The 23,653-nt window shown below is 37.6% G+C and carries 19 protein-coding genes; 9 read left to right on the top strand and 10 right to left on the bottom strand.

The features are described from left to right. Positions 1 to 70: 70 nt before the first annotated feature. The 3 genes from LVD47_RS20815 to LVD47_RS20805 all read right to left on the bottom strand — a co-directional run bounded on the left by LVD47_RS20815 (position 71) and on the right by LVD47_RS20805 (position 3,384). Complete coding sequence (locus tag LVD47_RS20815; RefSeq protein ID WP_236980327.1) at positions 71 to 931, bottom strand: phosphoenolpyruvate hydrolase family protein; 861 nt, start codon at positions 929 to 931, stop codon at positions 71 to 73. 127 nt (positions 932 to 1,058) lie between these two features. Further along, positions 1,059 to 2,276: a Tm-1-like ATP-binding domain-containing protein gene (locus tag LVD47_RS20810; protein ID WP_236980325.1), complete on the bottom strand. Its 1,218-nt coding sequence runs from the start codon at positions 2,274 to 2,276 to the stop codon at positions 1,059 to 1,061. A 52-nt stretch (positions 2,277 to 2,328) separates the two neighbouring features. Continuing rightward, positions 2,329 to 3,384 carry an acyl-CoA dehydrogenase family protein gene (locus LVD47_RS20805; RefSeq protein ID WP_236980324.1) on the bottom strand — a complete coding sequence of 352 codons (1,056 nt, stop codon included), beginning with the start codon at positions 3,382 to 3,384 and terminating at the stop codon, positions 2,329 to 2,331. Between the two features lie 151 nt (positions 3,385 to 3,535). On the opposite strand from LVD47_RS20805, the gene LVD47_RS20800 reads away from it, so the two are divergent. Continuing rightward, positions 3,536 to 4,027, top strand: a complete 492-nt coding sequence (locus tag LVD47_RS20800) for a hypothetical protein (RefSeq protein ID WP_236980322.1) — start codon at positions 3,536 to 3,538, stop codon at positions 4,025 to 4,027. A gap of 215 nt (positions 4,028 to 4,242) precedes the next feature. Here the strand turns inward: LVD47_RS20800 and smc are convergent, their stop codons facing one another. After that, entirely contained in the window at positions 4,243 to 7,809 is a 3,567-nt protein-coding gene (gene smc / locus LVD47_RS20795; protein WP_236980320.1) for a chromosome segregation protein SMC, read from the bottom strand. Positions 7,810 to 7,876: 67 nt separating this feature from the next. Then, the gene (locus LVD47_RS20790; protein ID WP_236980318.1) at positions 7,877 to 9,151 is read right to left on the bottom strand and encodes an MATE family efflux transporter; all 1,275 of its coding nucleotides are present in this window, start codon (positions 9,149 to 9,151) and stop codon (positions 7,877 to 7,879) included. Between the two features lie 221 nt (positions 9,152 to 9,372). On the opposite strand from LVD47_RS20790, the gene LVD47_RS20785 reads away from it, so the two are divergent. Beyond that, positions 9,373 to 9,564 carry a hypothetical protein gene (locus LVD47_RS20785; protein WP_236980316.1) on the top strand — a complete coding sequence of 64 codons (192 nt, stop codon included), beginning with the start codon at positions 9,373 to 9,375 and terminating at the stop codon, positions 9,562 to 9,564. 74 nt (positions 9,565 to 9,638) lie between these two features. Here the strand turns inward: LVD47_RS20785 and LVD47_RS20780 are convergent, their stop codons facing one another. The 3 genes from LVD47_RS20780 to LVD47_RS20770 all read right to left on the bottom strand — a co-directional run bounded on the left by LVD47_RS20780 (position 9,639) and on the right by LVD47_RS20770 (position 13,953). After that, the gene (locus LVD47_RS20780; protein WP_236980314.1) at positions 9,639 to 10,718 is read right to left on the bottom strand and encodes a glycosyltransferase; all 1,080 of its coding nucleotides are present in this window, start codon (positions 10,716 to 10,718) and stop codon (positions 9,639 to 9,641) included. Next, positions 10,715 to 12,604, bottom strand: a complete 1,890-nt coding sequence (locus tag LVD47_RS20775) for a RecQ family ATP-dependent DNA helicase (RefSeq protein ID WP_236980312.1) — start codon at positions 12,602 to 12,604, stop codon at positions 10,715 to 10,717. Before LVD47_RS20775 ends, LVD47_RS20780 begins: the two co-directional genes overlap by 4 nt. A gap of 440 nt (positions 12,605 to 13,044) precedes the next feature. Further along, positions 13,045 to 13,953 carry a DUF6089 family protein gene (locus LVD47_RS20770; RefSeq protein WP_236980311.1) on the bottom strand — a complete coding sequence of 303 codons (909 nt, stop codon included), beginning with the start codon at positions 13,951 to 13,953 and terminating at the stop codon, positions 13,045 to 13,047. A 112-nt stretch (positions 13,954 to 14,065) separates the two neighbouring features. Here LVD47_RS20770 and LVD47_RS20765 point away from each other — a divergent pair, with 112 nt between their 5' ends. Continuing rightward, on the top strand, positions 14,066 to 15,721 hold the full coding sequence (locus LVD47_RS20765; RefSeq protein WP_236980310.1) for a S8 family serine peptidase: 1,656 nt from the start codon (positions 14,066 to 14,068) through the stop codon (positions 15,719 to 15,721). 58 nt (positions 15,722 to 15,779) lie between these two features. Here LVD47_RS20765 and LVD47_RS20760 read toward each other — a convergent pair whose 3' ends face one another. Continuing rightward, positions 15,780 to 16,067 carry a DciA family protein gene (locus tag LVD47_RS20760; protein ID WP_236980309.1) on the bottom strand — a complete coding sequence of 96 codons (288 nt, stop codon included), beginning with the start codon at positions 16,065 to 16,067 and terminating at the stop codon, positions 15,780 to 15,782. Then, the gene (gene recF, locus LVD47_RS20755) at positions 16,064 to 17,170 is read right to left on the bottom strand and encodes a DNA replication/repair protein RecF (protein ID WP_236980308.1); all 1,107 of its coding nucleotides are present in this window, start codon (positions 17,168 to 17,170) and stop codon (positions 16,064 to 16,066) included. The genes LVD47_RS20760 and recF overlap by 4 nt, the downstream gene beginning before the upstream one ends. A gap of 101 nt (positions 17,171 to 17,271) precedes the next feature. On the opposite strand from recF, the gene pdhA reads away from it, so the two are divergent. The 6 genes from pdhA to LVD47_RS20725 all read left to right on the top strand — a co-directional run bounded on the left by pdhA (position 17,272) and on the right by LVD47_RS20725 (position 22,665). Continuing rightward, on the top strand, positions 17,272 to 18,306 hold the full coding sequence (pdhA, locus tag LVD47_RS20750; RefSeq protein WP_236980307.1) for a pyruvate dehydrogenase (acetyl-transferring) E1 component subunit alpha: 1,035 nt from the start codon (positions 17,272 to 17,274) through the stop codon (positions 18,304 to 18,306). Between the two features lie 174 nt (positions 18,307 to 18,480). After that, positions 18,481 to 19,164, top strand: coding sequence for a tetratricopeptide repeat protein (locus LVD47_RS20745; RefSeq protein ID WP_236980306.1), 684 nt, complete (start codon positions 18,481 to 18,483; stop codon positions 19,162 to 19,164). Between the two features lie 77 nt (positions 19,165 to 19,241). Then, entirely contained in the window at positions 19,242 to 19,760 is a 519-nt protein-coding gene (ribH, locus tag LVD47_RS20740; protein WP_236980305.1) for a 6,7-dimethyl-8-ribityllumazine synthase, read from the top strand. Positions 19,761 to 19,873: 113 nt separating this feature from the next. After that, positions 19,874 to 20,728, top strand: coding sequence for an MBL fold metallo-hydrolase (locus tag LVD47_RS20735; protein WP_236980303.1), 855 nt, complete (start codon positions 19,874 to 19,876; stop codon positions 20,726 to 20,728). Positions 20,729 to 21,043: 315 nt separating this feature from the next. Then, positions 21,044 to 21,889 carry an endonuclease/exonuclease/phosphatase family protein gene (locus tag LVD47_RS20730; protein WP_236980302.1) on the top strand — a complete coding sequence of 282 codons (846 nt, stop codon included), beginning with the start codon at positions 21,044 to 21,046 and terminating at the stop codon, positions 21,887 to 21,889. Further along, positions 21,886 to 22,665 (top strand): endonuclease/exonuclease/phosphatase family protein, encoded by a 780-nt coding sequence (locus tag LVD47_RS20725; protein WP_236980301.1) that lies wholly within the window; start codon positions 21,886 to 21,888, stop codon positions 22,663 to 22,665. Before LVD47_RS20730 ends, LVD47_RS20725 begins: the two co-directional genes overlap by 4 nt. The last annotated feature ends 988 nt before the right edge of the window (positions 22,666 to 23,653 follow it).

Genomic DNA, 23,653 nt, shown 5'->3' with positions numbered 1-23,653 from the left:
TCCTAAAAAATGTCCAGACTCCCTGGAAAAGCATTATAAAGTGACAATTTCATTTGTCATCTATTACGTGTTAATCCAGTAAAATTGACTTAAAATCTTTCGTTAAATTTGTTAATGACTCTTCAACACCCATTCTCTCTAGTGAAGAAGCACCTACAAAACCCTGGATTTTACTTCTTCCCATAACATAACGTACATCATCAGGAGTATTAACCGGCCCCCCATGTGCCAGACAAATAATCGATGGCTCCTGATCTAGGACTATTTGTTGTATCTCGTTCAAACGATCGATGGATTCATCCATGGTAATACTTGCATCTACTACACCCACTGAACCTCCGATCGTAGTACCCAAATGTATAACAATTACATCTGCACCTGCATCTACCATTTTAAGTGCCTCTTCGGCATTTGATATATATACTATGGAAAACAAGTCCATCTTTGTAGCTAGTCGGACCATCTCGACCTCTTTGTCAAACTCCATCCCGGTTTCTTCCAGGATAGAACGAAACTTCCCATCTACAATACAGTGCGTAGGAAAGTTATTTATTCCCGAAAACCCCATATCTTTCACTTTCAGGAGGTGATGCCACATTCTTCTCCGAGGATCAGTAGCGTGGACTCCACAAATAACCGGAATTTCTTTTACCACAGGGAGTACTTCAAATTCCCCAATTTCCATCGCAACGGCATTAGCGTCACCATAAGCCATTAGGCCGGCTGTAGAACCGTGACCAGCCATCCTAAAGCGTCCTGAATTATATACAATTATAAGGTCTGCTCCCCCTCTCTCTATAAACTTGGCACTTATCCCGGTTCCAGCCCCGGCTGCTATAATAGCCTTATTCTGACCGAGTGTGTTTTTCAGTCGGTCATTTACTTCTTGTTTGGTGTAAGGATTCCCTATTCCTGTCCATGGATTTGGCATATGTTGTATTTTTTTAATTAATTTATGACAATTTAGAGCCTTGTAAACTCAAGGGTTCACATAGAAGATATTTAAAACCTTATTGATAAAGAACTTTCCAGACATTTCCAAACTAATGTAAATATTTTTACATCAAATCCAATAACGTTGCAACCGCCAATTCTGAAAATTTCGGATCGTTGATATGGAAGTTTACTTCTATGGTGTCAATTTCCTCACATATATTTGATTGTATCGAATCAAATAATACCCGGTTGGCATCAGGATCATAGAAAACGCCTTCATTCGAATCAATCTGTGATAATCCTTTTTGAGGTAATAATATTCTTACGGGCGCCCTGGAAATATTCAACTTTTCCGCTAAGATTTTCCCAAGGACCTTGTTTTCTACAATGTTAGTGCGCATTAGGGTCACATCAGGCGCCCAACTATATAATTGACGATCCTTGTACCGGGGAGGGACGGTAGCTGGTTGAGCAAAATTAACCATATCCATACACCCCGGTGCTACGACCTGCGGAATTCCCATTTCAGAAGCCGCACTCAACCGATCCGGTCCTGCACTGCAAACTCCACCACAAAGTTCATCAACCAACTCTGTAGTAGTTATATCCAATACACCGTGCACCACTCCTTCCATGATCAGAGATTCCATAGTCTTTCCACCCACCCCATTCGCATGAAAAACCAATACTTCATATCCTTTATCTTCCAATAATTCCCGGCAGTAATCCACACAAGTGGTTGTATTTCCAAACATGGTAATGGCTATCGTTTTGACATGTATGCCAGTGGAATCAATTTTCACCTTAGCCATTGAACAAATAGCTTTCGCAGCTTGGGACATCAAAAACCTGCTAACACTGTTGGGGCCAGCAATATCTACTATAGAAGGCATCAAAACGATATCTTTACTCCCTATTTGCCTGGAAAGGTCTTTGGATGCTACCGTACTAATACACCATTTCGGAATCCCAAATGGCACTTTCTGCATGGATTTTAAGGCAATATAAGTTCCTCCACCACCTCCCATACCGATAACAGCTTTGATTTGATCTTTCTCATTCAAGAATGACATTATTCTTCCGGCCCCCTTCCCCATTATCCCGACAGCATATCCGCGATCATTCTTTTGTCGAAGCCCCTCCAAGTCAACACCTTCAGCCTCCGCAACTTCATGGGCCTCAATATCAACAGGAAAAAGATGCGTTGTACCAAGGATCCCCGTATTAATCATCAAAACCTCTTCGCCCAGATTAACAATACAACTTCTCAAGTATGCAAAATCAGCCCCCTTGGTATCAAAACAGCCTAAAATCACTATAAACTTAGGTAGCTCGCACATCAGTTTTTTTTTAAGAAGCAAGTATCAATATCCTTACATTATTACCCATTCATTACTTATTTAATAATGGTGATAATAGATAATGAGCTCCTGCCGTTATAAAGTTTCGAAAAATTACATTAATTCTGGAATCCATACGTACCCCTTCCATACCAGTATATTTGTGGCACTTTTCAATGTTTGTAGTAAGGATCTCCTTGATTCCTATACATAATTTGGAAAACGAAATAGATAAACCTTCCGTCATATTCTCACTACATACAGAATCCCACACAATGTCCAATGATCTATAAAATTTACTCTGTTGATATTTTAGGCTAATTGTAAATTCTTCCAAAAGTAATCCTCTTTTATCACTATAATCATCGTCTTTCTCCCTAATAAATTCTCCAAATACCTCTATATAATCATCTGCCATGCCCAAAAAAACAGGAATAAATAAAGCCCGTGCAAATAAATCAAAAGGCATTCTGTATAATGGTGAACGCACAACTAATCTTTCAGGAACAATTTCAAATACATCTTCATCAGGGATAAAAACATCCTCAACTACAAACGTATGGCTATCGGTTGCCCGCATACCCATCCCATTCCAGACCGGAAGAATCGTCACTCTATCAGCAGGTATAATTACAGATACAATAGTATCCTTTGAATTATCAATTTTGCAATTGGCTGTAAATATTGATGCATGATAAGCACCACTTGCAAATCTCCAGGAACCGGATACTTGAAAGCCTCCCTTTACGGGTTTCGCTACCCCTGCTGGGAATCCCGAGCCGGCAACCACCTGATGAGACTGTGAAAAATACTTTTTGGCTATCCTGTTTTCAAGATAGGCCGCAAATACACCTGCCCCGGCTCCAATTTGCAATATCCATCCAATGTTCCCGTCGAGCTTTGAGTACTCCTCGATAGTCCTGACCGCTTTAACAAAGTCCTTTTCTCCAGATATCTTATCTTCAGGTGCTTCTTTAATAGAATCGGGTACAAAAAGCTGAAACAAACCCCGGTCAATGAAATGCTCTGTAAGTTGCTTTGAAAAACATCCATTCTTATCCAGTTCTAATCCAATATTTTTATAATTCAATAGTTTGATAATATTCATCTGATAAAATACGTAAACACAATATAGACAACCTGTCTTACGCTTAATAATAATTCTGATTATCGTTAAAATTTATATAACTACATCAGGGTTTTCCTAGCTAATCAAGCAAATTCGCAATAAACCTGTATATTTAAGATAATATTGATCTATGAAAAAACAGTTTAAAATAAAGTATTTTTTTCTTTTTGTAGGTTTTATAGTGCTTACTTCCTGCATTAAAAGGCCCGATTTCCCTGATGAACCGGTAATCGAATTTATCAGTATGAATCGGAATCAAATGATTCAAGATAATTTCAATACTGATTCTTTACGGATAACATTTTCTTTTACTGATGGAGATGGCGACCTGGGGAACAATGATAGTCTAAATATCTTTATCAGAGACAACCGGGATCAGTTTATTGCTTCTCAGTATCGTCTTCCGATGCTGCCCTCTGAAGGGGCCAGTAGGGGCATTGAAGGAGAAATAACGATTACGATTTATACGACATGTTGTATTTTTCCGGATGGTACTCCACCTTGCACCCCTTCTCAATTATATCCCAGGGATACATTGACATATGATATTTTTATAAAAGACCGTGCGGGCCATGAAAGCAATACAATCACGACCAATCCCATAGTATTACTATGCCAATAGGTACATTTCTTTTACAACTTTCTATTAAGATTTGATTAATATTATCAAACCAAGAAGCGCAACGTATCGTTTAATACTACCCCATTTTATTACCCACTTTTTAGGTATGTCAGAAAACTTTGTAAAGGATGGAACACAAACTTCGGGTAAGAAAGCAATTGCAACTAGATCCTGTACTATCCTTACATATAATATTAATACAGAATTTCTCCAGGTTACCCTCCTCCGCTTACAGCAAATTCAGCTACTTCATCCAGATGGCGGAAATCCACTGCTGCAACATTAGACACACCAGTATCTTCCATAAAAACGCCGTAAATAATATCCACGGCCTCCATAGTAAGTTTATTGTGGGTAACAATAATAAATTGGGAATCACCAGAAAATTCCTTAATAATCCGGTTGAACTTATAAATATTGGCATCATCTAACGGAGCATCTACTTCGTCAAAAATACAAAATGGCGCAGGCTTGAGAAGATAAAGTGCAAACAACAAGGCAGTAGCCGTCAGAGTTTTTTCCCCTCCGGATAACTGGCTTATAGACTTTGGTTTCTTTCCTTTTGGTTTAGCCGTGATTTCTATTTTCGATTCCAACGGGTTGTCTGGATCCAGTAATACCAGGTCACAATCATCATCCTCTGTAAACAACCTGCGAAAAACATCAATAAAATTAGTCCGTACACTCTCAAATGCCTCCATAAACTTCTGAGTAGCGGTATTTTCAATCTCATTGATCGTCTCTACTAGTTTATCACGAGCTTCAAGTACATCATCACGTTGGCTTATTATAGTTTGATGCCTATTTGTAATTTCGTCATAAGCTTCTACAGCAAGCGGGTTTATTTCACCGTAATTATCCAGACGGTTTTTTAGCTTTTCAATTCGCGGTGTTAATTCATCCTCAGTACCCTTTTCTTCACCAGGATCACCCAAAATCAAATCATTTTCTTCCACCCCGAATTCAATATTCAATCGCTCCGTAATCCTTTTAAATTCAAATTTATCCGAATTCAATTGATCCTTTAATTGATTGATTACTGTCTGGGAATTCCGTTGCTTTTGATTTAATTTCTTTATTTCATTCTCCATCTCAGTAATCTCCATCCGTGACTGGTAATACTTCTTTTCTACCTCATTAAGATTAGATTCTTTTTCTTTTCTCGCATCAAGCAATTCTAATAATTGAGAATCAATGTTACCTTGAGATCGGTTCAAGTCCTCGATGGCCTCTTCTGTACTAATTATTTTATTTTGGTTCTGTCCCTCATTTTGCTGTAATTCTTTGAGTCGATCTGATTTATACTCAAATTCCCGCTGTAACTGATCCACCAAATTAGCTTGCTGAATTTCACGAATGTTTACATCATTGAAAATCTGCCGGATTTCATTATATTCTGTAGAAATCCGATTGTAACTTTCGTCAATGCCAGCCAATTCAGATTGTAGTTCCTCTAGTTTGGAATTGGACACTCTCAACTTTTCATTCAATTCTTCTATATTCTCGCGGTCTTCCTTCTCTTTGTTCAAGACTGCTTCCAGTTCACCTCTTAAGCTCTGAATTTCATTCCCCGTCACTTCCACAGTCGTCTCTATCTTCATTTTCTGGGACTCGAGCTTTCTGCGTTCGGATGAAAGTTGTTCTAATTGATCTTCTTCTTCATTAGTTTCCAGATCCTGTATTTCATCATTGAGTGCATCGAGTTGTTCTTCGCATCCTTCAATTTCTCCATTTATGTCAGTTATTTCCCGGTCTAACTGTACAATTTGTTGTTTCCTTCCCAGTTTAGAACCTTCGAAAAGGCCAACATTCCCGCCGGAGGTTTTTCCCTTTTGTCGATGAATCGTTCCATCCATGGATAGATATACAGCATTTTCGGCAAGTTCGGCATCTTCCGTAAAAAACTCAGGTTTTGCAAAAAAAACATTGCCCAAAAGGTTGGAAATAAGGGCTTCATATTTGCTATCATATTCTACGATTTCCAATGCAGGAATCAATCCTTCCACATTGAACAATTCCAATTGGGAACGGGTGATCCATTCTTCAAGGATTAGAAAATTTCCCCTTCCCTTCTCATTTTCTTTCAAAATATGGATCGCAGACGCTGCATCCTGATACCGGTCCACAACAAAGTAATTCAGGTAATCACCTAAATAATCCTCTAATATTGAACGATAAGGGGCTTTGGCCGTAATTATATCCGAAAGCAACGCAAATGAAGATTTCCAACTATTATTTTTAGTCAGGTATTTAATACTTTCCGGAAAACCTTCCATTTTACTGACGAAATCTTTTAAGAGTTTCTGTTCATTCGTCCTTGCATCAAGTTTTCGACTATGGCGTTGTAATAGTTTGACAATGGACTCCTCTTCCTCTTCCAACTCTTCTTTCCGCGAATTTTTTCGAAAGATTTCTTCTTCCAGCGTATTGATTTGCTTTGATAACTTTTGCACATCCTTATCTACATTCCCCAGCCATTTATTTTCCTTTTCGAGCCAATCCTCTTTTTCCTGTATTCTTTGAGTTATTTTCTCTTTTTCAGTCTTGAGTGTTTGGTCTTTAGAACGTTGGATCTCAATATCCCTTTCCAGATTTAGAACATTTTTCTCTTTTTCCCGTATTTGATTGTATTGTGAATCAACAGAAGCTTTTCCCGACTCATAATCGACTTTCAACGTCTCCATTTTTGTTGCAGAGTCAGCCTTTTCCACTCGGACATCTTGCAATTTTCTATTTTCCTTCTCCAACCTGGAAGCCAACAAAGTTATTCCCTCTTTGAGGTTCATCTTTTCTACACCAAATTCCTCTATTTTAGCCCTCAGTTCATTTAGTTCATTTTTTCGATATGTCAGCTGCTGGCTCAAAATACGCTTCTCTTCCTCTAACCCCCGAATTTCACCAACCACTTTATTTATGTTTTTCTGGGCAGCACTCAATTCGGATTCTTTATCCAGGTTTTCTTTCTTTCCTTCCTCAACTTTTGACTCCCGATTTGTAATTTCTGCTTCCAGTGATCGATAAGCTTCCGTTTCCCTTTCCAATTGAGAATTCAATTCATCCAATTTCTTTTTTATCCGGCCTACCCTGATTCCACCCAATTGAATACTAAGTTCTTTGAACTCACCTTTTATCTCATAGAACCGTTTTGTTCTCCTGGCCTGCCTTTCAAGTGATTTGAGATTCTTCTCTATTTCAAATACCAAATCTTCGATCCGATTCAGATCTTCTTCGGTATGACTCAATTTCTTTAAGGTTTCCTTTTTACGCTGTTTATACTTGGAAATTCCTGCAGCCTGCTCAAACATTTGTCTACGGGCATTTTCTTTGTCTGCTAGAATATCATCTACCATACCCAATGCAATAATGGCGTAAGAATTGGATCCGATTCCCGAATCCATGAACAAATTATGAATATCTTTTAGCCGGCATTTCACATCATTAATACGATATTCACTTTCACCGCTTCTAAAAAGCTTCCTCGTTAATGTTACCTCATTAAATTCAGTAGGAAGCAAATTTTTGGTATTTTCAAATGTCAGGGATACTGAAGCCAATTTACCTGCCTTCCTTTTTTTGGAACCATTAAAAATGACATCCCCCATACTTTCCAATCTCAACTCACGGCTACTTTGTTCGCCAAGCACCCATCGAACAGCATCTACAATATTAGATTTACCGGACCCATTGGGACCAACTACCCCAATTATATCTTCATCAAAAATGATATGGGTCTCACTTGCAAAACTTTTAAAACCTTTTAATTCAATCCTTTGTAGACGCATAACACAAAAATATAAGGTTGCAGGTTATATTTTTAAATTTATATATCAACAAATTGTTGATAACTCTCTATTTTTTGAAATAAAACTTAAAATATACGAGGTTACAAACGAGTATAGCGATCCAATATAAAATCTCCAGTGCCCATGCCTGTACCATATTAAAGCCAAGCAATTTAACTCCAATCAATAACAACGAGATGTAGAAACCAACCGACAATAATTGAATCGTCAATGTCAGGAGCACCTTGCCTGTTCCTATCATACCCTGGAAAAATATAGTTCCTAAAATATAGAATACAAAAATTCCCAATAACAACCTCAAAACCCCTTTGGCCTGATACAAAACCTCCATCTGCTCGTCATTGAGAAGTGGATTAACAAAAAATTCCGGTTTCAGAAGAAGGGGAATTGCTATGGTAAACGTGATAATGAGGGTCAGAAGTGAAGTCCTTTTAATTATGACCAGTATTTTCTCATATTTACGGGATCCCATTGCGTTACTTACCATCGTATTTACAGACACGGAAAATCCCCAAAGAGGGATGCTTAAAATAAGATAAAATACTCTAGCTAAATTGGAAATTGCCAATTCCCGTTGTCCCATATTTTCCACTAGTGTAAAAAGTACGAACCAACTTAAAACCCCTGCACTAGTCTGCAATACCAGTGGCATAGAGATTTTTAATATATCCCTGGCTATACGATAGTTAGCTACAACCTTGGAAGGAATATGAAAAATCTTAAAATCCTTTGATATAAGAACGTGTATTGCAAAACTAATAAAGCCCGCAAGTTCCGCAATATTACTTGCTAATGCTGCTCCACCAATACCCATTTGGGGCATTCCAAAATTACCAAAAATCAATCCGTAGTTAAAAAAGAGATTGGTTCCCAACAAAACAACTGTAGCAATAACCAAAAAACCGGTATTCGATACTCCTGTATATAGTGCGACCATCCCCAGCCCCAGGTACCCCGTATAGACACCCCAGGACCTAAATTGAAGGTATTCTACACTTTTTTCATAAATAACTTCATTACTTACCAAAAACTTTAAAAACCACGGGGAAGCATAGCGCACAATAAAGAAAAAAATGGTAGCAAGCACGATTAACATTACCAAATTGGTATTAAAAGAAATTCCTATTCTCCGGAATTGACTACCACCATCCTGACGGGCCATTACTATTTGCCCCCCTCTGGAAAATCCATACCCTACTGATATAATGATCAAATAAAACGCACTTACAAACCCAATGGCTGCGAAGTCATCCTCTCCTAAATAGAATAGAAAAAGGCTATCCATCAAGGCTATCGCATTCTGAACAATGCTGCCTATCATAATTGGCACAGCCAATATTAGAATCCTGCGATACGATAAATCCAAACCAAATTGTTTATTCAGGTCCTTAAAATTCGCTCACAAAAGTAGTCAGTGTTCTCAAGAATACCAACAAATTTTTTCACCCTGAACTTTTAACCTGGCAACCCGAATGAAAGCAATACCTGGTTTCCACCCTAATTGCGACAAAAAGCGATCCTTTCATATAGAATGGAAGGTTTATGGAAAAGTGTACCCAGTCTTCCCGAAAGGTTATTCGACGACACATACTTGAGGTTTTATCGAAAAAAGGTAAAGAGATGGAAAACAATACTTTCTCCTTTTCTCAACAGTCTATTGAGATCATTACTACTTCAGATCCCATGCTTGCTCCAAAGAACGATTTTTATTCACAAAAAAAAGGATATAAATAATCCAGTATGTATGCCTTCTTCCCTTACGACTCCCACAGTTATCTTGTGACCTGAATGCTAAAAATTCATAGAATTCAGGTTTTCAGGTAACTATTTACTGCCATTTTTAATTTTTCCGATTCTATTTCCCAATTATAAACTTTAGAAGCCCTTACACAATTATCAACTTTCGATTCGTATTCGTCATATTCAATCGACAACACAAGTTTCGCGAGGTCTCGAGCATCAAGTTTTTCTAATAAATATCCGGAATCAATTTTTTTAATCAACCTTCGATATTCCGGAAAATTCATATTTATAGAAGGAATGCCCATCATCATATAATCAAAGAATTTATTCGCCAGGCTGTAATAATAATTAGCAGAATTGGATTCCAGTAAATTAATACCCACAGTTGCCTCAGCCATCAGATTATCTAATTCATCAGTTTTTTTTCTTCCCCAAAAAATGATTCTCTCCCTGGCAGTGGATATGGAAGCTGTGTTTTTCAAAGAATCCAAAATATCCCCATCTCCAACAATCCATAATTTCCAATTTGGCAGCCATTTCATTGCTTCTATGGCTGCTTCCAATCCCCTTCCTGTATTGACAGCTCCCTGGTAATAAATGATTCTATTCTCAAAATTTTTCTTTCTCCCATTTACCCGGACCTTTCTTCTTAATAATGGTATATTCCTTACAACAATCGGCTTGCGTCCATAATTTTTATAATAAATCTCGCTTAGTGAATCATTGACCGTAACAATAATATTAGCGACCCGGAAACTAAAACGCTCAATAAACCGCCAAATATTTTTCTTAACCCGGGCACCCTCAAGTTCAGGAACTTCCGGAAACCACTCGTGCAAATCGAGAATAATTTGATGTTTCCGAAAAAAAGAGAGAAGAATAATTGCCGGCATAGGATCAATATCTGCCACATAAAAGGTTTCCCCGGGAGTAAATAGAGATATAAAGAAAACCCTTACATTATACTCCATATAAAAAAGGAATCCCCTTTTAAATATCGTATTAATCTCTCCTGAATAATTCCCTTTTGAGCGATCTGTAATATGTACTTCATATCCAATATCCTCAAGGACAATCGCCACTTTTCTCAATCTTTGATCATAGGGGTATTGGGAAGTAGTTATGATTCTTATGATCTTCTTCAATGAATATTTAATTTTAGCTTATTGTCTGAATACTTCACTAATTGTTGTCTATACATATCTCTTATTGCTTCTTTTGCCAGATATTCATTGTCCTGACCAACTACAAAATCAAAAATATCCAAGGGGTGTTTTTTCAATTTATCCTTCAATAGACTTTTTATTTCTTCCAACTTTTCCTTGTTATTTGCTTCTATTAAGTAATCAATATCACAATGTCTACAAGGCTCTCCTTTCTCCTCCCCAAAAAAAGTTCTTAACGCTTGAAACCTGCAATGGTCACTTTTAATAAAATCTTCCATTACCTTCAGACTATGTAGTTCCCTGCTTTTTAATTCATCGATAACTTTTTTATCCAGGTAAATATTTTCAATGGAAGGCCTACCCCGTGAAAATAGAACTGTAGCAAAATTACCTGGGGGAGTAAATTTGATCATTCCCATCGACTTCATCACTTTTATACGATGGAATAAATCTTCTTTATCCAGATCCAGCTCAAATGCCAATTCGTCCATTGAAAATTCAATATCTGTCCAAAAAGCATTTTCAATCGTTCTCATCCAGTGATTAATAACACGTAAAATTTTGGGAGAACTTCTCTTCAGATCCTCCAGGTTAATTTTAAATTTATTGAGCCTCACCATAGCCTGCCGTTCCTGCGGTTCTGAATAACTTAGAAACTCAAGTCTATCTAATAAAGAAAACGCATGATGAATCCTGGAAAATGAATCCTTGAAATCCGAGACAAAGGAATCTATATTAAACTCAATTTTCAACGGCTCTCTCGAAACCGGTAGTTGAAAATAATTAAAAAAATTTCTCAGGATCCTTTTTAAAGACTTCAAATCGGGATATTTAATATCTATGATCGATTTCATATCCTCAAAATCAAATTCAGTCCACAGTAAATAACTCTTTGCATGTTTGAGATCCCGTCCGGCCCTTCCTATTTCCTGATAGTACTCTTCCAATGATGGCGGTGGTGCCAAATGAATAATCCACCTTACATTGTCCTTGTCGATTCCCATCCCAAACGCATTGGTAGCAACAATAAAATCAAATTTTCCTTCCAACCATTTTTTTTGGACCAAAGCACGCTCTTCCATGGCCATTCCCGCATGGTAAAATGTACACCTTCGACCATAATTAGATAACATGGCCGCAATTTTCTCCGTACCATTTCGGTTCCTGTAGTAAATAATTCCACTACCTTCTAGACTCTTAGTGTAGTTTGCCAGGAATTTATTTTTGTCTGGTTCTTCTTCCTGAAAAATAGATAAATTGGGCTTATAAATAGACCTTTTGAAAATCCTGGGATTATTCAACATCAATTGTCCAATGATATCTTTTTCTATTATTGGCGCAGCAGTAGCAGTCATGGCTATAACAGGAAGTCCTGGGAATTTTTCCCTGAATGTACTAATTTTACGATATGCTGGCCTGAAATTATACCCCCATTGTGAAATACAATGTGCCTCATCCACAGCTACAAAAGCGATCCTGGCAGGATCTGTCAATTCCCTGAAATATTCACTGTCCAACCGTTCCGGAGAAAGATAAAACAGGAGATGTTCTTTTGTATTTCTAAAAATTTCAACGATCCTCCGCTGTTCATTATCGCTCATGCCACTATGCCAATATTCGGCATTTACACCCTTCCGTTTTAGATTAGAAACCTGATCCTCCATTAACGCAATTAGTGGGGTAATAACCAAACAAACTTTACCGGATTTAATGGCAGGAATTTGGTAACATAAGGATTTTCCACCTCCCGTAGGCAAGATTAAAAGCGTATCCCTGCCGGAATCTATAGATTCAATGGCTTCATATTGCCCTTCGCGAAAAGATTCATACCCCCAATACCTTTTTAAAACTTCGTAAAATTCCATCTATTAGCCCCGATTTAGTCACAAAATACAAAATCAATATAGTAATGGTTCAAATAAACAATCCTCAAATTTGACCTTAGCGGACTGTTCATCCCTACATTCCATTCAGATCAATTCACCAATCCGTAGATCCCGATATTGTCGATCGGGATAAAAGCAGGTTTTTATCTCTTTCCCAGACTCCTTCGAAACGATCTTGCCGGTTTCAACTAATGAATTGGCAAATCGACAAAAACCGGGCAAAACATCAAGAGAAGTAGCAATATTATCTTCCCGGGTTAAAGATCTTACTATAAAGCAAATAACCTAATTCTGGGAGCGATTGAGATTGGTCAAACTTGATAAGTACGAAAAAAAAAAGCCAGCAAGCGGACATGAATAGCTTAAGAAAAAGAAAAAACGAGACCGGCATCTAACTACTTTGGCTAATGGGTTTGTCATCAAAATTGATAACATCCAAACCGGGACTTGCCAAACCCAAAAGATAAATCCTCCAGGATATAACTTACTTTCAGGAAAATAAATCCAAAACTATCATCATATGAACCCGAAGATCTCAACAACCCCTCTAATTCCATATTTTCATAACTCTGTTTAGCTGCATCAATAGGGCTTATATTGCTGTTAGGATCATAACTAACCTCCCATCCCCGATCAATCAACAAAGCAGCCTGATCATTGGATAAGGCCAGATCGTCAAAGGCAGGGTATCGATCTCGTCCGAAATCATCAATGTAATCCGTAAATATATGCCGGTAATCAATTTCCAACCCCAAAATTAATTGAGGAGTAACGGCCCATTTAATACCCCCTGTAACGGGTATTCCCACGCCAAACAAGCTATATGGTTTACTTGTACTCATTTCGTCCGGTAAATATTGACCGGCAGTGCCTACCTCCTGTAGAAAAACTTTTTGTCCCTGGTGATTAGTAGTATATGGATTAAATTTATATGCGGAGACTCCCGCTCCAATATAAAATGTAAATTTTCTCCCGTACTCTCCATAAGGATCAAATGGGATCACATTGAATATAGCACGTCCCCCCAATTCAGTAATATTGGTTATAAAGGACAGGTTGCGATCTTCCCTGCCAAAATCCTTGTCGTCGGCACCTACCCGACCTAGACTTAAAAAAAATTGTGTTCCAAGCCGTTCATTAAAATGGATAAGTGCACTCAATTGACCCGCACCATATATGGTTTTGGTAAATTGTGAAACTTCCGGGAGGAAATCACCGTTATATCCCGAGATTCCTAACCCCAATCCTGCTTCTATGTTTTGTGAATGACTAGTAAGAGAAAAACAAAATAAAGCGGCCGACAATATATATCGATATAATAATTTCATAAAATACGTATATGATGCTTGAAATTATGTTAGAATTATTTTAAAACTATCTTATTTACGATTTATAAACGTAAATTCGCATGGTTTTATCATGTAAAATTAAAATTTAATAATGAACTCACTGAAGGTTAAAAACTTATACTATAGTCTTTTTATTATCTTTCTTTCTACCATTTCTTTAAGTGGCCAAAACGAGGATTGGTTTTTACTACATGGAGCTTCAGTAAACGGGGCCAATGTACAATCAATTTATGAAAACAACTTAATAGCAAATCCAAAAAACAAAGTAATCGTAGCTGTTTTGGACGGAGGTGTGGACGCAGACCACGAAGATTTAAAAAACGTAATGTGGAAAAACCCGGGGGAGGTAGCAGGTAATAATAAAGATGATGATAACAATGGGTATATTGACGATATCTATGGCTGGAATTTCATCGGTAATGCTTCTGGCGAAAACGTAAATCACGATACGTACGAAATCACCAGGCAATATGTCTCCTTAAAGAAAAAATATGAGGATGTTAATCCATTGAATCTAGGCAAAAAAGAGAAAAAAGAATATGCCAAATACTTGACTTACAAGAAAAAAGTAGAGTCGGAATACGAAAAATCCAAAAAAGATTATGAAAATCTAGCGCAGCAAAAATCGTTTATTGAGAATTTTCTCAATATGGCCCATGCTACAGTTGGGAATGAAATGGCTATTAACAGTAATAGTATTTCCAAACTTGAAGAAGAGAAAGATAATATTAACTTGCAAGTAATTGGAGTGCTTAAAAATATTTTGGAATCGACTGGCAAGTCTTTCAAAAATTTTGAAGAATTGGAAAACTTTATTCTTGATGATATAAATCAGGGAGAAAAATATTATGAGTCTAAGTACAAATACGGATACAATCCTGAATTCGATCCAAGATCCATAGTTAACGATAACTTTGAAGACAAAAATGAAAAATACTACGGTAATAATGATATAGCTGGTCCTGATGCTTTTCACGGTACACATGTAGCGGGAATCATAGGTGCTGAAAACAATAATATGATTGGCATGGATGGCGTATCAAATCAGGTTGAAATTATGGGTGTAAGGGTTGTTCCCGATGGTGACGAACGCGACAAAGACGTAGCAAACGGAATCCGATATGCTGTAGATAACGGTGCTAAAATCATCAATATGAGTTTTGGAAAAGGAATATCACCTGCAAAAAAAGTAGTTGATGACGCCGTTAAATACGCTGCTAAGAAGGATGTTTTACTTGTTCACGCAGCAGGAAATGAATCTTCCGACACAGATACATCAGCGAATTTTCCTACAGATCAATATGACCGAAATGGTTTTTTCGGAAAAATATTTGGGAAAAAACAAGCTAGGAACTGGATCGAAGTAGGCGCATTAAGTAGGGTTAAAGACGAAAATTCAGTTGCTACTTTTTCAAACTACGGTCAAATCAATGTTGATATTTTTGCTCCTGGACATAATATATACTCCACGGCACCGGATAATAATTACAAAAATTCCTCAGGAACCAGTATGGCAGCGCCTGTAGTGGCTGGAGTAGCAGCTATTATTCGAGCAAATTTTCCTTCCCTTTCTGCGGAAGAAGTAAAAGAAATTTTAATGGTTTCAAGTGATCCAATTAAAGAAAAAGTCATCCAACCGGGTACAGAAGATATGGTTAATTTTTCAAAATTAAGCGTAAGCGGAGGAATTCTCAATGCAGAAAAAGCATATAAACTAGCTGCTTCAAGGGCAAAAGGAAATTCCTAAAATAAAAAGCAATAAGGAAAGAAGCAGTGAAGGTTTGAAAACTTTTCACTGCTTTTTTTTACCGGATAACAATTTCTTTGACCACTTCCTGACCCAATGCATCATTTATTTTTTTAATGATTAATGGTCGACTGTTAAATAACTCTTGTTTCAACGGTGCAGAATTAATAAATAACAATAGCTTTCCATCCCTGAATGAAACTTTTTCCGTTCTGGAAACTATAAATGGTGAATTGCTTTCTTCCCAAACTTGTTCAATTCTCTTTTCATCCAATTTAGATGAATACCTTGGATCCCTGGATATACCTGAAAGTATATTCTTAATATTTGTAAAATCTTTGCTCATATCAATTGGCCTTCTTCAATCGTAAATGTAGTAAAATCAAATCCTAATTTTTGTGCAATCCCCTCCATTCTTTTGGGGTCTGTATCAGTAACAAATATCTGACCAAAAAAAGAATCCTTTAAAAGCTGCATTAGGTTAACTATTCTGTTTTCATCCAGTTTTTCAAAAAAATCGTCCAATAATAAAATCGGCTTCTTTTGCAGGATCCTCTTAATATATTCAAATTGTGCTAATTTCAGAGCAAAGAGGATGCTTTTCTGTTGTCCCTGGCTAGCAAAATATTTAGCATACTTTTCATTGATATAAATTCTAAAATCCTCCCTGTGTGGTCCCATAGTGCTTCTCTTCTTCCGAATATCTTCCTGTCTGGTTTGGAATATTATAGTAGAAAATTCATTGGGCAAAACGGTCCTCACATGCTTGATAGTTACCTTTTCGTTCATTTTCCCGGAAATCAATCGATAATATTTTTGAAAGAATAAATTAAATTCATCAAGAAATTGTTTTCTCGCGATAATTATATACTCTCCAGGATCCTTCAATTCCCTGTCATATTTATCCAACAAAATATCCTTATCCCTGTAATTCATCGAGAACTGTTTTAACAATTCATTCTTTCTCTTTATAATCTTATTATAATACATTAAATGATTCAGGTACATCCTATCAGATTGGCTAATTGTATTGTCAACGAATTTCCTCCGGAGAGAAGAATCTCCTTTCACCAAGGCTATATCTTCCGGGAAAATGGATACAACGGGAATATTACCTATATGGTCAGATATTTTTTCATAGGGTTCATTATTTCGAAATACGGTTTTCTTACGGGCACCACTATACGTAAAATGATACTTTTCAGTTCCTGTAACCTTCCCTTCCACTCTGTGGAAAGAATTTCGATCCTCAAAATCATCAAAGCGAATTAATTTTTTATCCGGAATACTATAATAACTTTTACCAAAAGCTAAATAGTAAATGGCATCCAGGATATTGGTTTTTCCCATTCCATTATTTCCCGTTATCAAATTCAGATAAGGATTAAATGAAAATTCAGCATTTCTATAATTTTTAAAATGGATAAGTTTTAAACTAAGAAGCTCCAATTCGGTTATAATTTAAAGGTTGGTTTTCAAATATCGATCTAAGTTTTCTATATTTGGGGTTCCGTAGCGGAATGCCTAATATGTCAATTTAAAATAAAATTATGACAACTACTACAAAGAAAAATACAAAAACTACCAAAAAATCGAATACCGATAGTTATAGCAAAAAAACATACATGACATGGTATGAAACCATGTTGTTAATTCGCCGTTTTGAAGAGCGTACACTGATGGAATACGGCCGTCAAAATATTCGTGGATTTTGCCACGTCTATATAGGTCAGGAAGCTATTGCTGCAGGATTAGTGTCAGCTATACGCCCTGAAGACGCTATCGTGACGGGTTACAGGCAGCATGGCATAGCTCTTGCCAGGGGACTTTCGGCGAAAGAATGTATGGCCGAACTTTGGGGTAAAAAGACCGGTTCTGTAAAAGGGAAAGGCGGGTCTATGCACTTCTTTTCGAAAGAACACAGGTACTTTGGAGGAAATGGAATTGTAGGAGCCCAAATACCCATAGGTACGGGAATCGGATTTGCAGAGAAATATAAAGGGACTGACAATCTATCCGTTTGTATGTTTGGAGACGGAGCTGCTCGACAGGGAGCATTGTACGAATCCTTTAATATGGCAAAAACGTGGGAATTACCCGTTTTATACATTTGTGAAAATAACCACTATGCCATGGGGACTTCTGTTGAAAGAACTTCAAGTTTGACAGATATTTATAAAGTGGGAATGCCTTTTGATATGCCAAGCGAAGCTGTAGATGGTATGAAACCAGAAGATGTCCACGAAGCCCTGGAAAAAGCCGCCAAACACATTCGGGCAGGAAAAGGACCTTACTTCCTCGAAATCAAAACCTATAGATACAAAGGTCACTCCGTTTCAGACCCTGCAAAGTATCGTACCAAAGAAGAATTGAAGTCCTATAAAGACAAAGACCCGGTCAAAATGCTGGAAAAGAAAATTCTGGAAAACGAAATAGCTTCGGAAGAGGAAATAAAATCTATAAAGGATGATATTAAAGAAACCATTGAAGAAGCAGTAAAATTTGCCGAGGAATCCCCATTTCCAGATCCTTCGGAATTGTATGAAGACAATTATGTAGAAGACGATTATCCTTTTTTGACATAAAATTATTATCTTTGTCCCTGCAAATGAGATATAACAGATAATTTGTATATATCTTTGCTTAACAAAGAATTGAAAATTAACTATTACGATTAGATAATAATTATTCAAGATTTACGGAATTTTAGCTATTTATTTATTTTTGCCTGAATTTTTTCAGGCAATAATTTTTTTAGGATGTCAATAAAAAATCAACAAAATCAATTCGAAGGCCAGGGAGGTACAGAACAACAAAGCTTTTTGGAGAAATACCAGAATATAATTGTTGGAGTAGTTGTCGGGATATTGGTAATTGTCATAGGGGTTTTAGCTTATCAAAACCTTTACCTCAAACCAAGAAATACCGAAGCCATTAATGCCATTTACGCAGCAGAACAGCAGTTTGAAAAAGATTCCTTCGAAAACGCCCTACTGAGTCCCGGAGCCGGGAATATGGGCTTTCTGGATATAATTGATGAATACAGCGGCACTCCTACGGCTAATTTGGCAAAATACTACGCAGGTGTTTCATATATGAAACTTGGAAAATTTGAAGTAGCCATTAGCTATTTGGAAGAATTTGCTGCAGATGGGAATATTACACCGATTACTAAATATGGTTTGCTGGGAGATGCCTATAGTGAGCTGGGAGATTTTGCCAAAGCAAAAAGCTTTTACAAAAAAGCCGGTAATACAGGGGATAATACCTATTTGACACCGTATTACCTCAAAAAACTGGGAATGCTTCACGAACGCGATCAGGAGTATAAAGAAGCGTTGGCAGCTTATAAAGAAATAAAAGAAAAATATCCTGAAAGCCCTGATGGTTACGGTATTGAAAAATATATAAGTAATATTGAATTTAAAGATTCCGTCAATTAGAATTTAGATAATTAGAAGATATACCAAAAGGTGAGTATTTTTGTAATGCTCACCTTTTTTATTATATAAACATCATCATGAAAATAAAAGGGAAAACAGAAATAAGTGCTATACCAAAGGATTTGGAAAATATCAAAATTGGGATCGTCAAAGCACAATGGAATTCAGCAGTAACGGATACAATGTTAAGCGAGTGTACAAAAGCACTCAAAAATGCCGGTATTTTAGAAGAAAATATAATCTCAAAAAATGTTCCGGGAAGTTACGAACTACCATTAGGAGCATTGTTCATTGAAAATACCCACAATCCCGCAGCTGTGATTTGCCTGGGCTGCGTCATTAAGGGAGAAACCGATCACGATATTTTTATCAACCAGGGTATAGCGCAAGGGATAATGGGGCTTAACCTCCGCTTTAGTAAACCATTTGTTTTTGGTGTTTTAACAGTAAATACCGAGGAACAGGCTATTGCAAGGGCAGACGGAAGTAAAGAAAATAAAGGGAAAGAAGCTGCTGAGGCTGCACTTGAAATGATACTTTTGAGACAAGACCTGAAAAAGGAAGTACAAGGCCAGATAGGGTTTAGGAATAGGTAGACGGCTGACCATAAACAGTTGGAACATTGGGGCACCGGTTTTTAGAAAAACGGACCCGGAAGCGATAAACATAAGAGCATTAATCACTAGAGCAATTACTAAAAAAAGAGAGAATGAAAGTTACTTCAGTAATTTCCGGATACTTTAAATTGGATGGTGGAGCTATGTTTGGGGTAGTACCTAAAAAGTTGTGGCAAAAGCTCAACCCGCCTGATGCTGACAACCTTTGTACCTGGTCTATGAGAAGTATCCTTATCGAAACCGGTAATCGCAAAATCCTGGTTGACACAGGCATCGGGAACAAACAAAGCGAGAAATTCAGAAAAATGTTCTACCCCCATGGCAATTCTGTGATAGATTCATTTCGTGAAATGGCTATAGATCCCCGCGAAATAACCGATGTGTTCCTTACACATTTTCACTTTGACCACGTAGGAGGAGCACTAAAATTCGATGAAAACGGTAAAATTATTCCTACTTTTCCCAATGCCACTTACTGGTCAAATTCCATCCACTATGATTGGGCTTTTGACCCTAACCCCAGAGAAGAAGCTTCCTTCCTCCGGGAGAACTTCGTTCCGTTGAAGGAACAGGGACTTTTGCAGATGATAGATGTTCAGAAAGATGATTTACTTTGGATGGATGACATAAACATTCGATTTGTGAATGGCCATACTATGGCTATGATGCTACTGGACCTTCCTATCGATTCTAACAAAAGAATGTGGTACGGTGCCGATTTGATTCCCAGCCGTTGGCATATACGCAGGCCATACGTTCTTTCGTATGACGTTCAACCTCTATATACCCTTGACGAAAAAGAACGCTTATTAAGCCATTTGGTAAATTCCGGTGACCTATTGTTTTTTGAACACGACCCGGAAATGGAATGTGCCGAAATCTCCAAGGATGACCGAAATCGATTTGTCATAAAGAAACACGGTCCTTTGGAAGAGATGGTGAAGTAAAAAGTAGGCAGAACGAAGCAAGGAGGCGGGAGCGATCAGTTCAAAGTCGAAAGTTTTCCTTTCCAGGATATGAGCCTTAAAAAACTGCTCTGACGCAAAAGTTTATAGGTTCGACGAACCTTTCTCTGTGCCGAAACATCCACATGAAAAAAGGTTTATTCGGTCAAATTACTTTGCTTATAGCTTGTAGCTTCAAGCTTGCGGTCCACTAAGGATTAACACCCGGTTAATTTTATAGACGCAGATGATAACAATTAAATCATAAATTGCGAAATACAAGATGAGGTTTTATATTGCATAAAAATTACCGTCATCATGAACAAAGGACATATTCACTGGCTTCTTTCCCTAACTTTAGTGTTATTATCATCCGGCCTCAAAGCGCAAAACCATAGCGCTATGACCTATAATATCAGGTATAATAACATCAACGACGGTGAAGACCAGTGGGACAACCGCAAAGCTTCATTAGTGAAAGAAATCCAATTCTATGAGCCCGATTTCATAGGTATTCAGGAAGGTCTCCATGAACAGGTGCAGTACCTGGATGAATCTTTAAAACAATATACCTATATAGGTGTAGGGCGGGATGATGGAAAAACCAAAGGAGAATACAGCGCTGTTTTTTATCATACCGAGCGGGTTAAACTATTGGAAGACGGTACTTTCTGGTTATCAGAGACTCCGGGGAAGCCCTCAGTAGGGTGGGATGCATCAATGGAACGCATTTGTACATACGGCCACTTCAAATACAAAAAAGGTGGCGACAAAATATGGGTATTTAACACCCATTTTGACCACCGCGGACATGAAGCCCGGAAAGAAAGCGCCCAATTGATCATTCAGAAAATAAAAGAATTAGCAAACGCCAACGAGCCGGTTTTACTCTCCGGAGATTTCAACCTGGCTCCCGAAACTGAAGCCATTCAAATGCTATCAAAAAAACTAAAAGACAGCTACACCCACTCTGAGACTCCACCTTTGGGGCCATCGGGAACTTTTAGTGGCTTTGACATCAACAGGAAAGATTCTCACAGAATTGATTATATTTTTGCTAATGATCAAGTTGAAATCAAGAAAACAGCCATATTAAGCCATTGGATTGACCGGCATTTCAATTCCGACCATTTTCCCGTTATCACACAATTTACTATCAAATGATAAAGAAAATAGCGATCTTATTATTTCTATTGACGTTGGGAATCACGTATGCTCATGCTCAAAGTGATACCCTTCGTTTTATGACCTACAATATCCTCCATGGGGCAACTACCAAAGGAGATTTCAATCTGGATGCCATTGCCCAACCTATTGAAAATCTCAACCCGGATTTCGTTGCTATGCAAGAAGTGGATTTCCGGACCAACCGGGCGCAAAAATACGACCTGGTTACCGAATTGGGATGGCGGACCAAAATGGCTCCCTTATTCGCCAGGGCCATGCCTTATGACGGCGGGGAATACGGTGAAGGTGTCCTTTCAAAATATTCATTTATATCCACACGGAATTACCCTTTACCCAACCGCCCGGGAAGCGAACCCAGGGCAGCACTATCCGTTATAGTATCCACTCCGTCCGGAGATACGCTACAATTTGTAGGAACCCATCTGGACCATGTACGAAATTCCCCGGATCGAATCGCACAAGCAGAAGAACTTGTAAGATTATTTGCAGATAGTCCGTACCCAACTATCATAGCCGGGGATCTGAATGCTACACCGGATAGTGAAGCCATGAAGATTTTATTTAAGGCATTTACACCTGCATCATCACCTGAAAAAGCCGAATACACCTTCCCATCGGACCATCCCAGAATTAAGATTGACTACGTGCTTTATTCCCACGGTCAGGATTGGCAAGTGGTCAACACCAAAGTTGTATGCGACACCTATGTGACCGACCATTGTTATTATTATGTGGATTTGATTCTGGAATAAAAGGCATATGTAAAGGGGTAAGATTTACCCTTCTATTTGAGGGTCCCCCACAAACCCTAACGTCGGTACACATCTTTTTTAACAATCAAGTGCTGATTAAATGCTACTCAATGCATTTTTTGTAGCGTACATATGACCTATGGCACGCGATATAATGCCTTTACATTATTGCTAGCCATATTTTGTCCTGCTGGGACATTTTCGGACAGTGCTGTAGGTCACCTACAGCAGAAAGTGAGTGAAATTGGTAATTCCTGTGCCTTAGATACTGTATATATGGGAAATTCACGATGGATTTGAGTGAATATTAAATTTTTATTTACATGTGTACCAACAACAGTCAGTAACCTTTCAGGCAAACACCGCACCGCAAGGGATCTCTTAATGAAAGGTTTATTTTCACTATATCAGGAAGAAAAACGATTATTTATCTAATCGTATACATGTTCCTCAATGCCTCCTACGATAAAATTTCCTTACACATTCGTATCTATACTCAAGTACAGGGCTTGAGGGTTTCTATCCCAGGACTGTAGAACTTTAGATCCCCAGTCCATTGGGTTAAGTTCTACTATATCCATTTCAGCTGTTACATATAACTTACTGTGTGGATGAAATGTCAGGTTTTATATTAAATTTTGCCGGGGATCTTCAATTGAACCTATAGATATGCTATTTTGAGTACAGATATTAATATTTAGTGCATTAATTACTCCATCATTAGCACTATATACTTCCTGTACAAAAACAAAGCCCCGGCACAATAGAAAAAGCAAATCATTACATTGTCATAAAACACATGATTAGTGTATGTATTGAAAATCGATTTTTATACGAAACCATCCTTTTATACCGCTTAATAATGGGGCCTCTACAGTATCCTTTAGATAAGATATTTTTAGTCGATTATGAAATCTCAACATATTCAATAGACCTAAAAATTAAATATTCTTAAGCAATAGAAAATTCAAATAAAGAAAAAATATTG

It is taken from the genome of Membranihabitans maritimus, assembly GCF_021729145.1.
GTDB classification, from domain to species: domain Bacteria; phylum Bacteroidota; class Bacteroidia; order Chitinophagales; family Saprospiraceae; genus Membranihabitans; species Membranihabitans maritimus.
Note: the sequence above shows the minus strand (reverse complement) of the source record. Positions and strands in the feature narration are given on the sequence as shown.

What these genes read in the sequence shown, in the direction of transcription:
- LVD47_RS20760 (WP_236980309.1), bottom strand. Translation starts at nt 16,067, where the DNA reads ATGAGCAAAGATTTTACAAATATTAAGAATATACTTTCAGGTATATCC.
- LVD47_RS20735 (WP_236980303.1), top strand. Translation starts at nt 19,874, where the DNA reads ATGAAAGTTACTTCAGTAATTTCCGGATACTTTAAATTGGATGGTGGA.
- LVD47_RS20725 (WP_236980301.1), top strand. Translation starts at nt 21,886, where the DNA reads ATGATAAAGAAAATAGCGATCTTATTATTTCTATTGACGTTGGGAATC.
- ribH (WP_236980305.1), top strand. Translation starts at nt 19,242, where the DNA reads ATGAAAATAAAAGGGAAAACAGAAATAAGTGCTATACCAAAGGATTTG.
- smc (WP_236980320.1), bottom strand. Translation starts at nt 7,809, where the DNA reads ATGCGTCTACAAAGGATTGAATTAAAAGGTTTTAAAAGTTTTGCAAGT.
- LVD47_RS20745 (WP_236980306.1), top strand. Translation starts at nt 18,481, where the DNA reads ATGTCAATAAAAAATCAACAAAATCAATTCGAAGGCCAGGGAGGTACA.
- LVD47_RS20775 (WP_236980312.1), bottom strand. Translation starts at nt 12,604, where the DNA reads ATGGAATTTTACGAAGTTTTAAAAAGGTATTGGGGGTATGAATCTTTT.
- LVD47_RS20815 (WP_236980327.1), bottom strand. Translation starts at nt 931, where the DNA reads ATGCCAAATCCATGGACAGGAATAGGGAATCCTTACACCAAACAAGAA.
- LVD47_RS20790 (WP_236980318.1), bottom strand. Translation starts at nt 9,151, where the DNA reads ATGATAGGCAGCATTGTTCAGAATGCGATAGCCTTGATGGATAGCCTT.
- pdhA (WP_236980307.1), top strand. Translation starts at nt 17,272, where the DNA reads ATGACAACTACTACAAAGAAAAATACAAAAACTACCAAAAAATCGAAT.
- LVD47_RS20810 (WP_236980325.1), bottom strand. Translation starts at nt 2,276, where the DNA reads ATGTGCGAGCTACCTAAGTTTATAGTGATTTTAGGCTGTTTTGATACC.
- LVD47_RS20805 (WP_236980324.1), bottom strand. Translation starts at nt 3,384, where the DNA reads ATGAATATTATCAAACTATTGAATTATAAAAATATTGGATTAGAACTG.
- LVD47_RS20730 (WP_236980302.1), top strand. Translation starts at nt 21,044, where the DNA reads ATGAACAAAGGACATATTCACTGGCTTCTTTCCCTAACTTTAGTGTTA.
- LVD47_RS20765 (WP_236980310.1), top strand. Translation starts at nt 14,066, where the DNA reads ATGAACTCACTGAAGGTTAAAAACTTATACTATAGTCTTTTTATTATC.
- LVD47_RS20770 (WP_236980311.1), bottom strand. Translation starts at nt 13,953, where the DNA reads ATGAAATTATTATATCGATATATATTGTCGGCCGCTTTATTTTGTTTT.
- LVD47_RS20785 (WP_236980316.1), top strand. Translation starts at nt 9,373, where the DNA reads ATGGAAAAGTGTACCCAGTCTTCCCGAAAGGTTATTCGACGACACATA.
- LVD47_RS20800 (WP_236980322.1), top strand. Translation starts at nt 3,536, where the DNA reads ATGAAAAAACAGTTTAAAATAAAGTATTTTTTTCTTTTTGTAGGTTTT.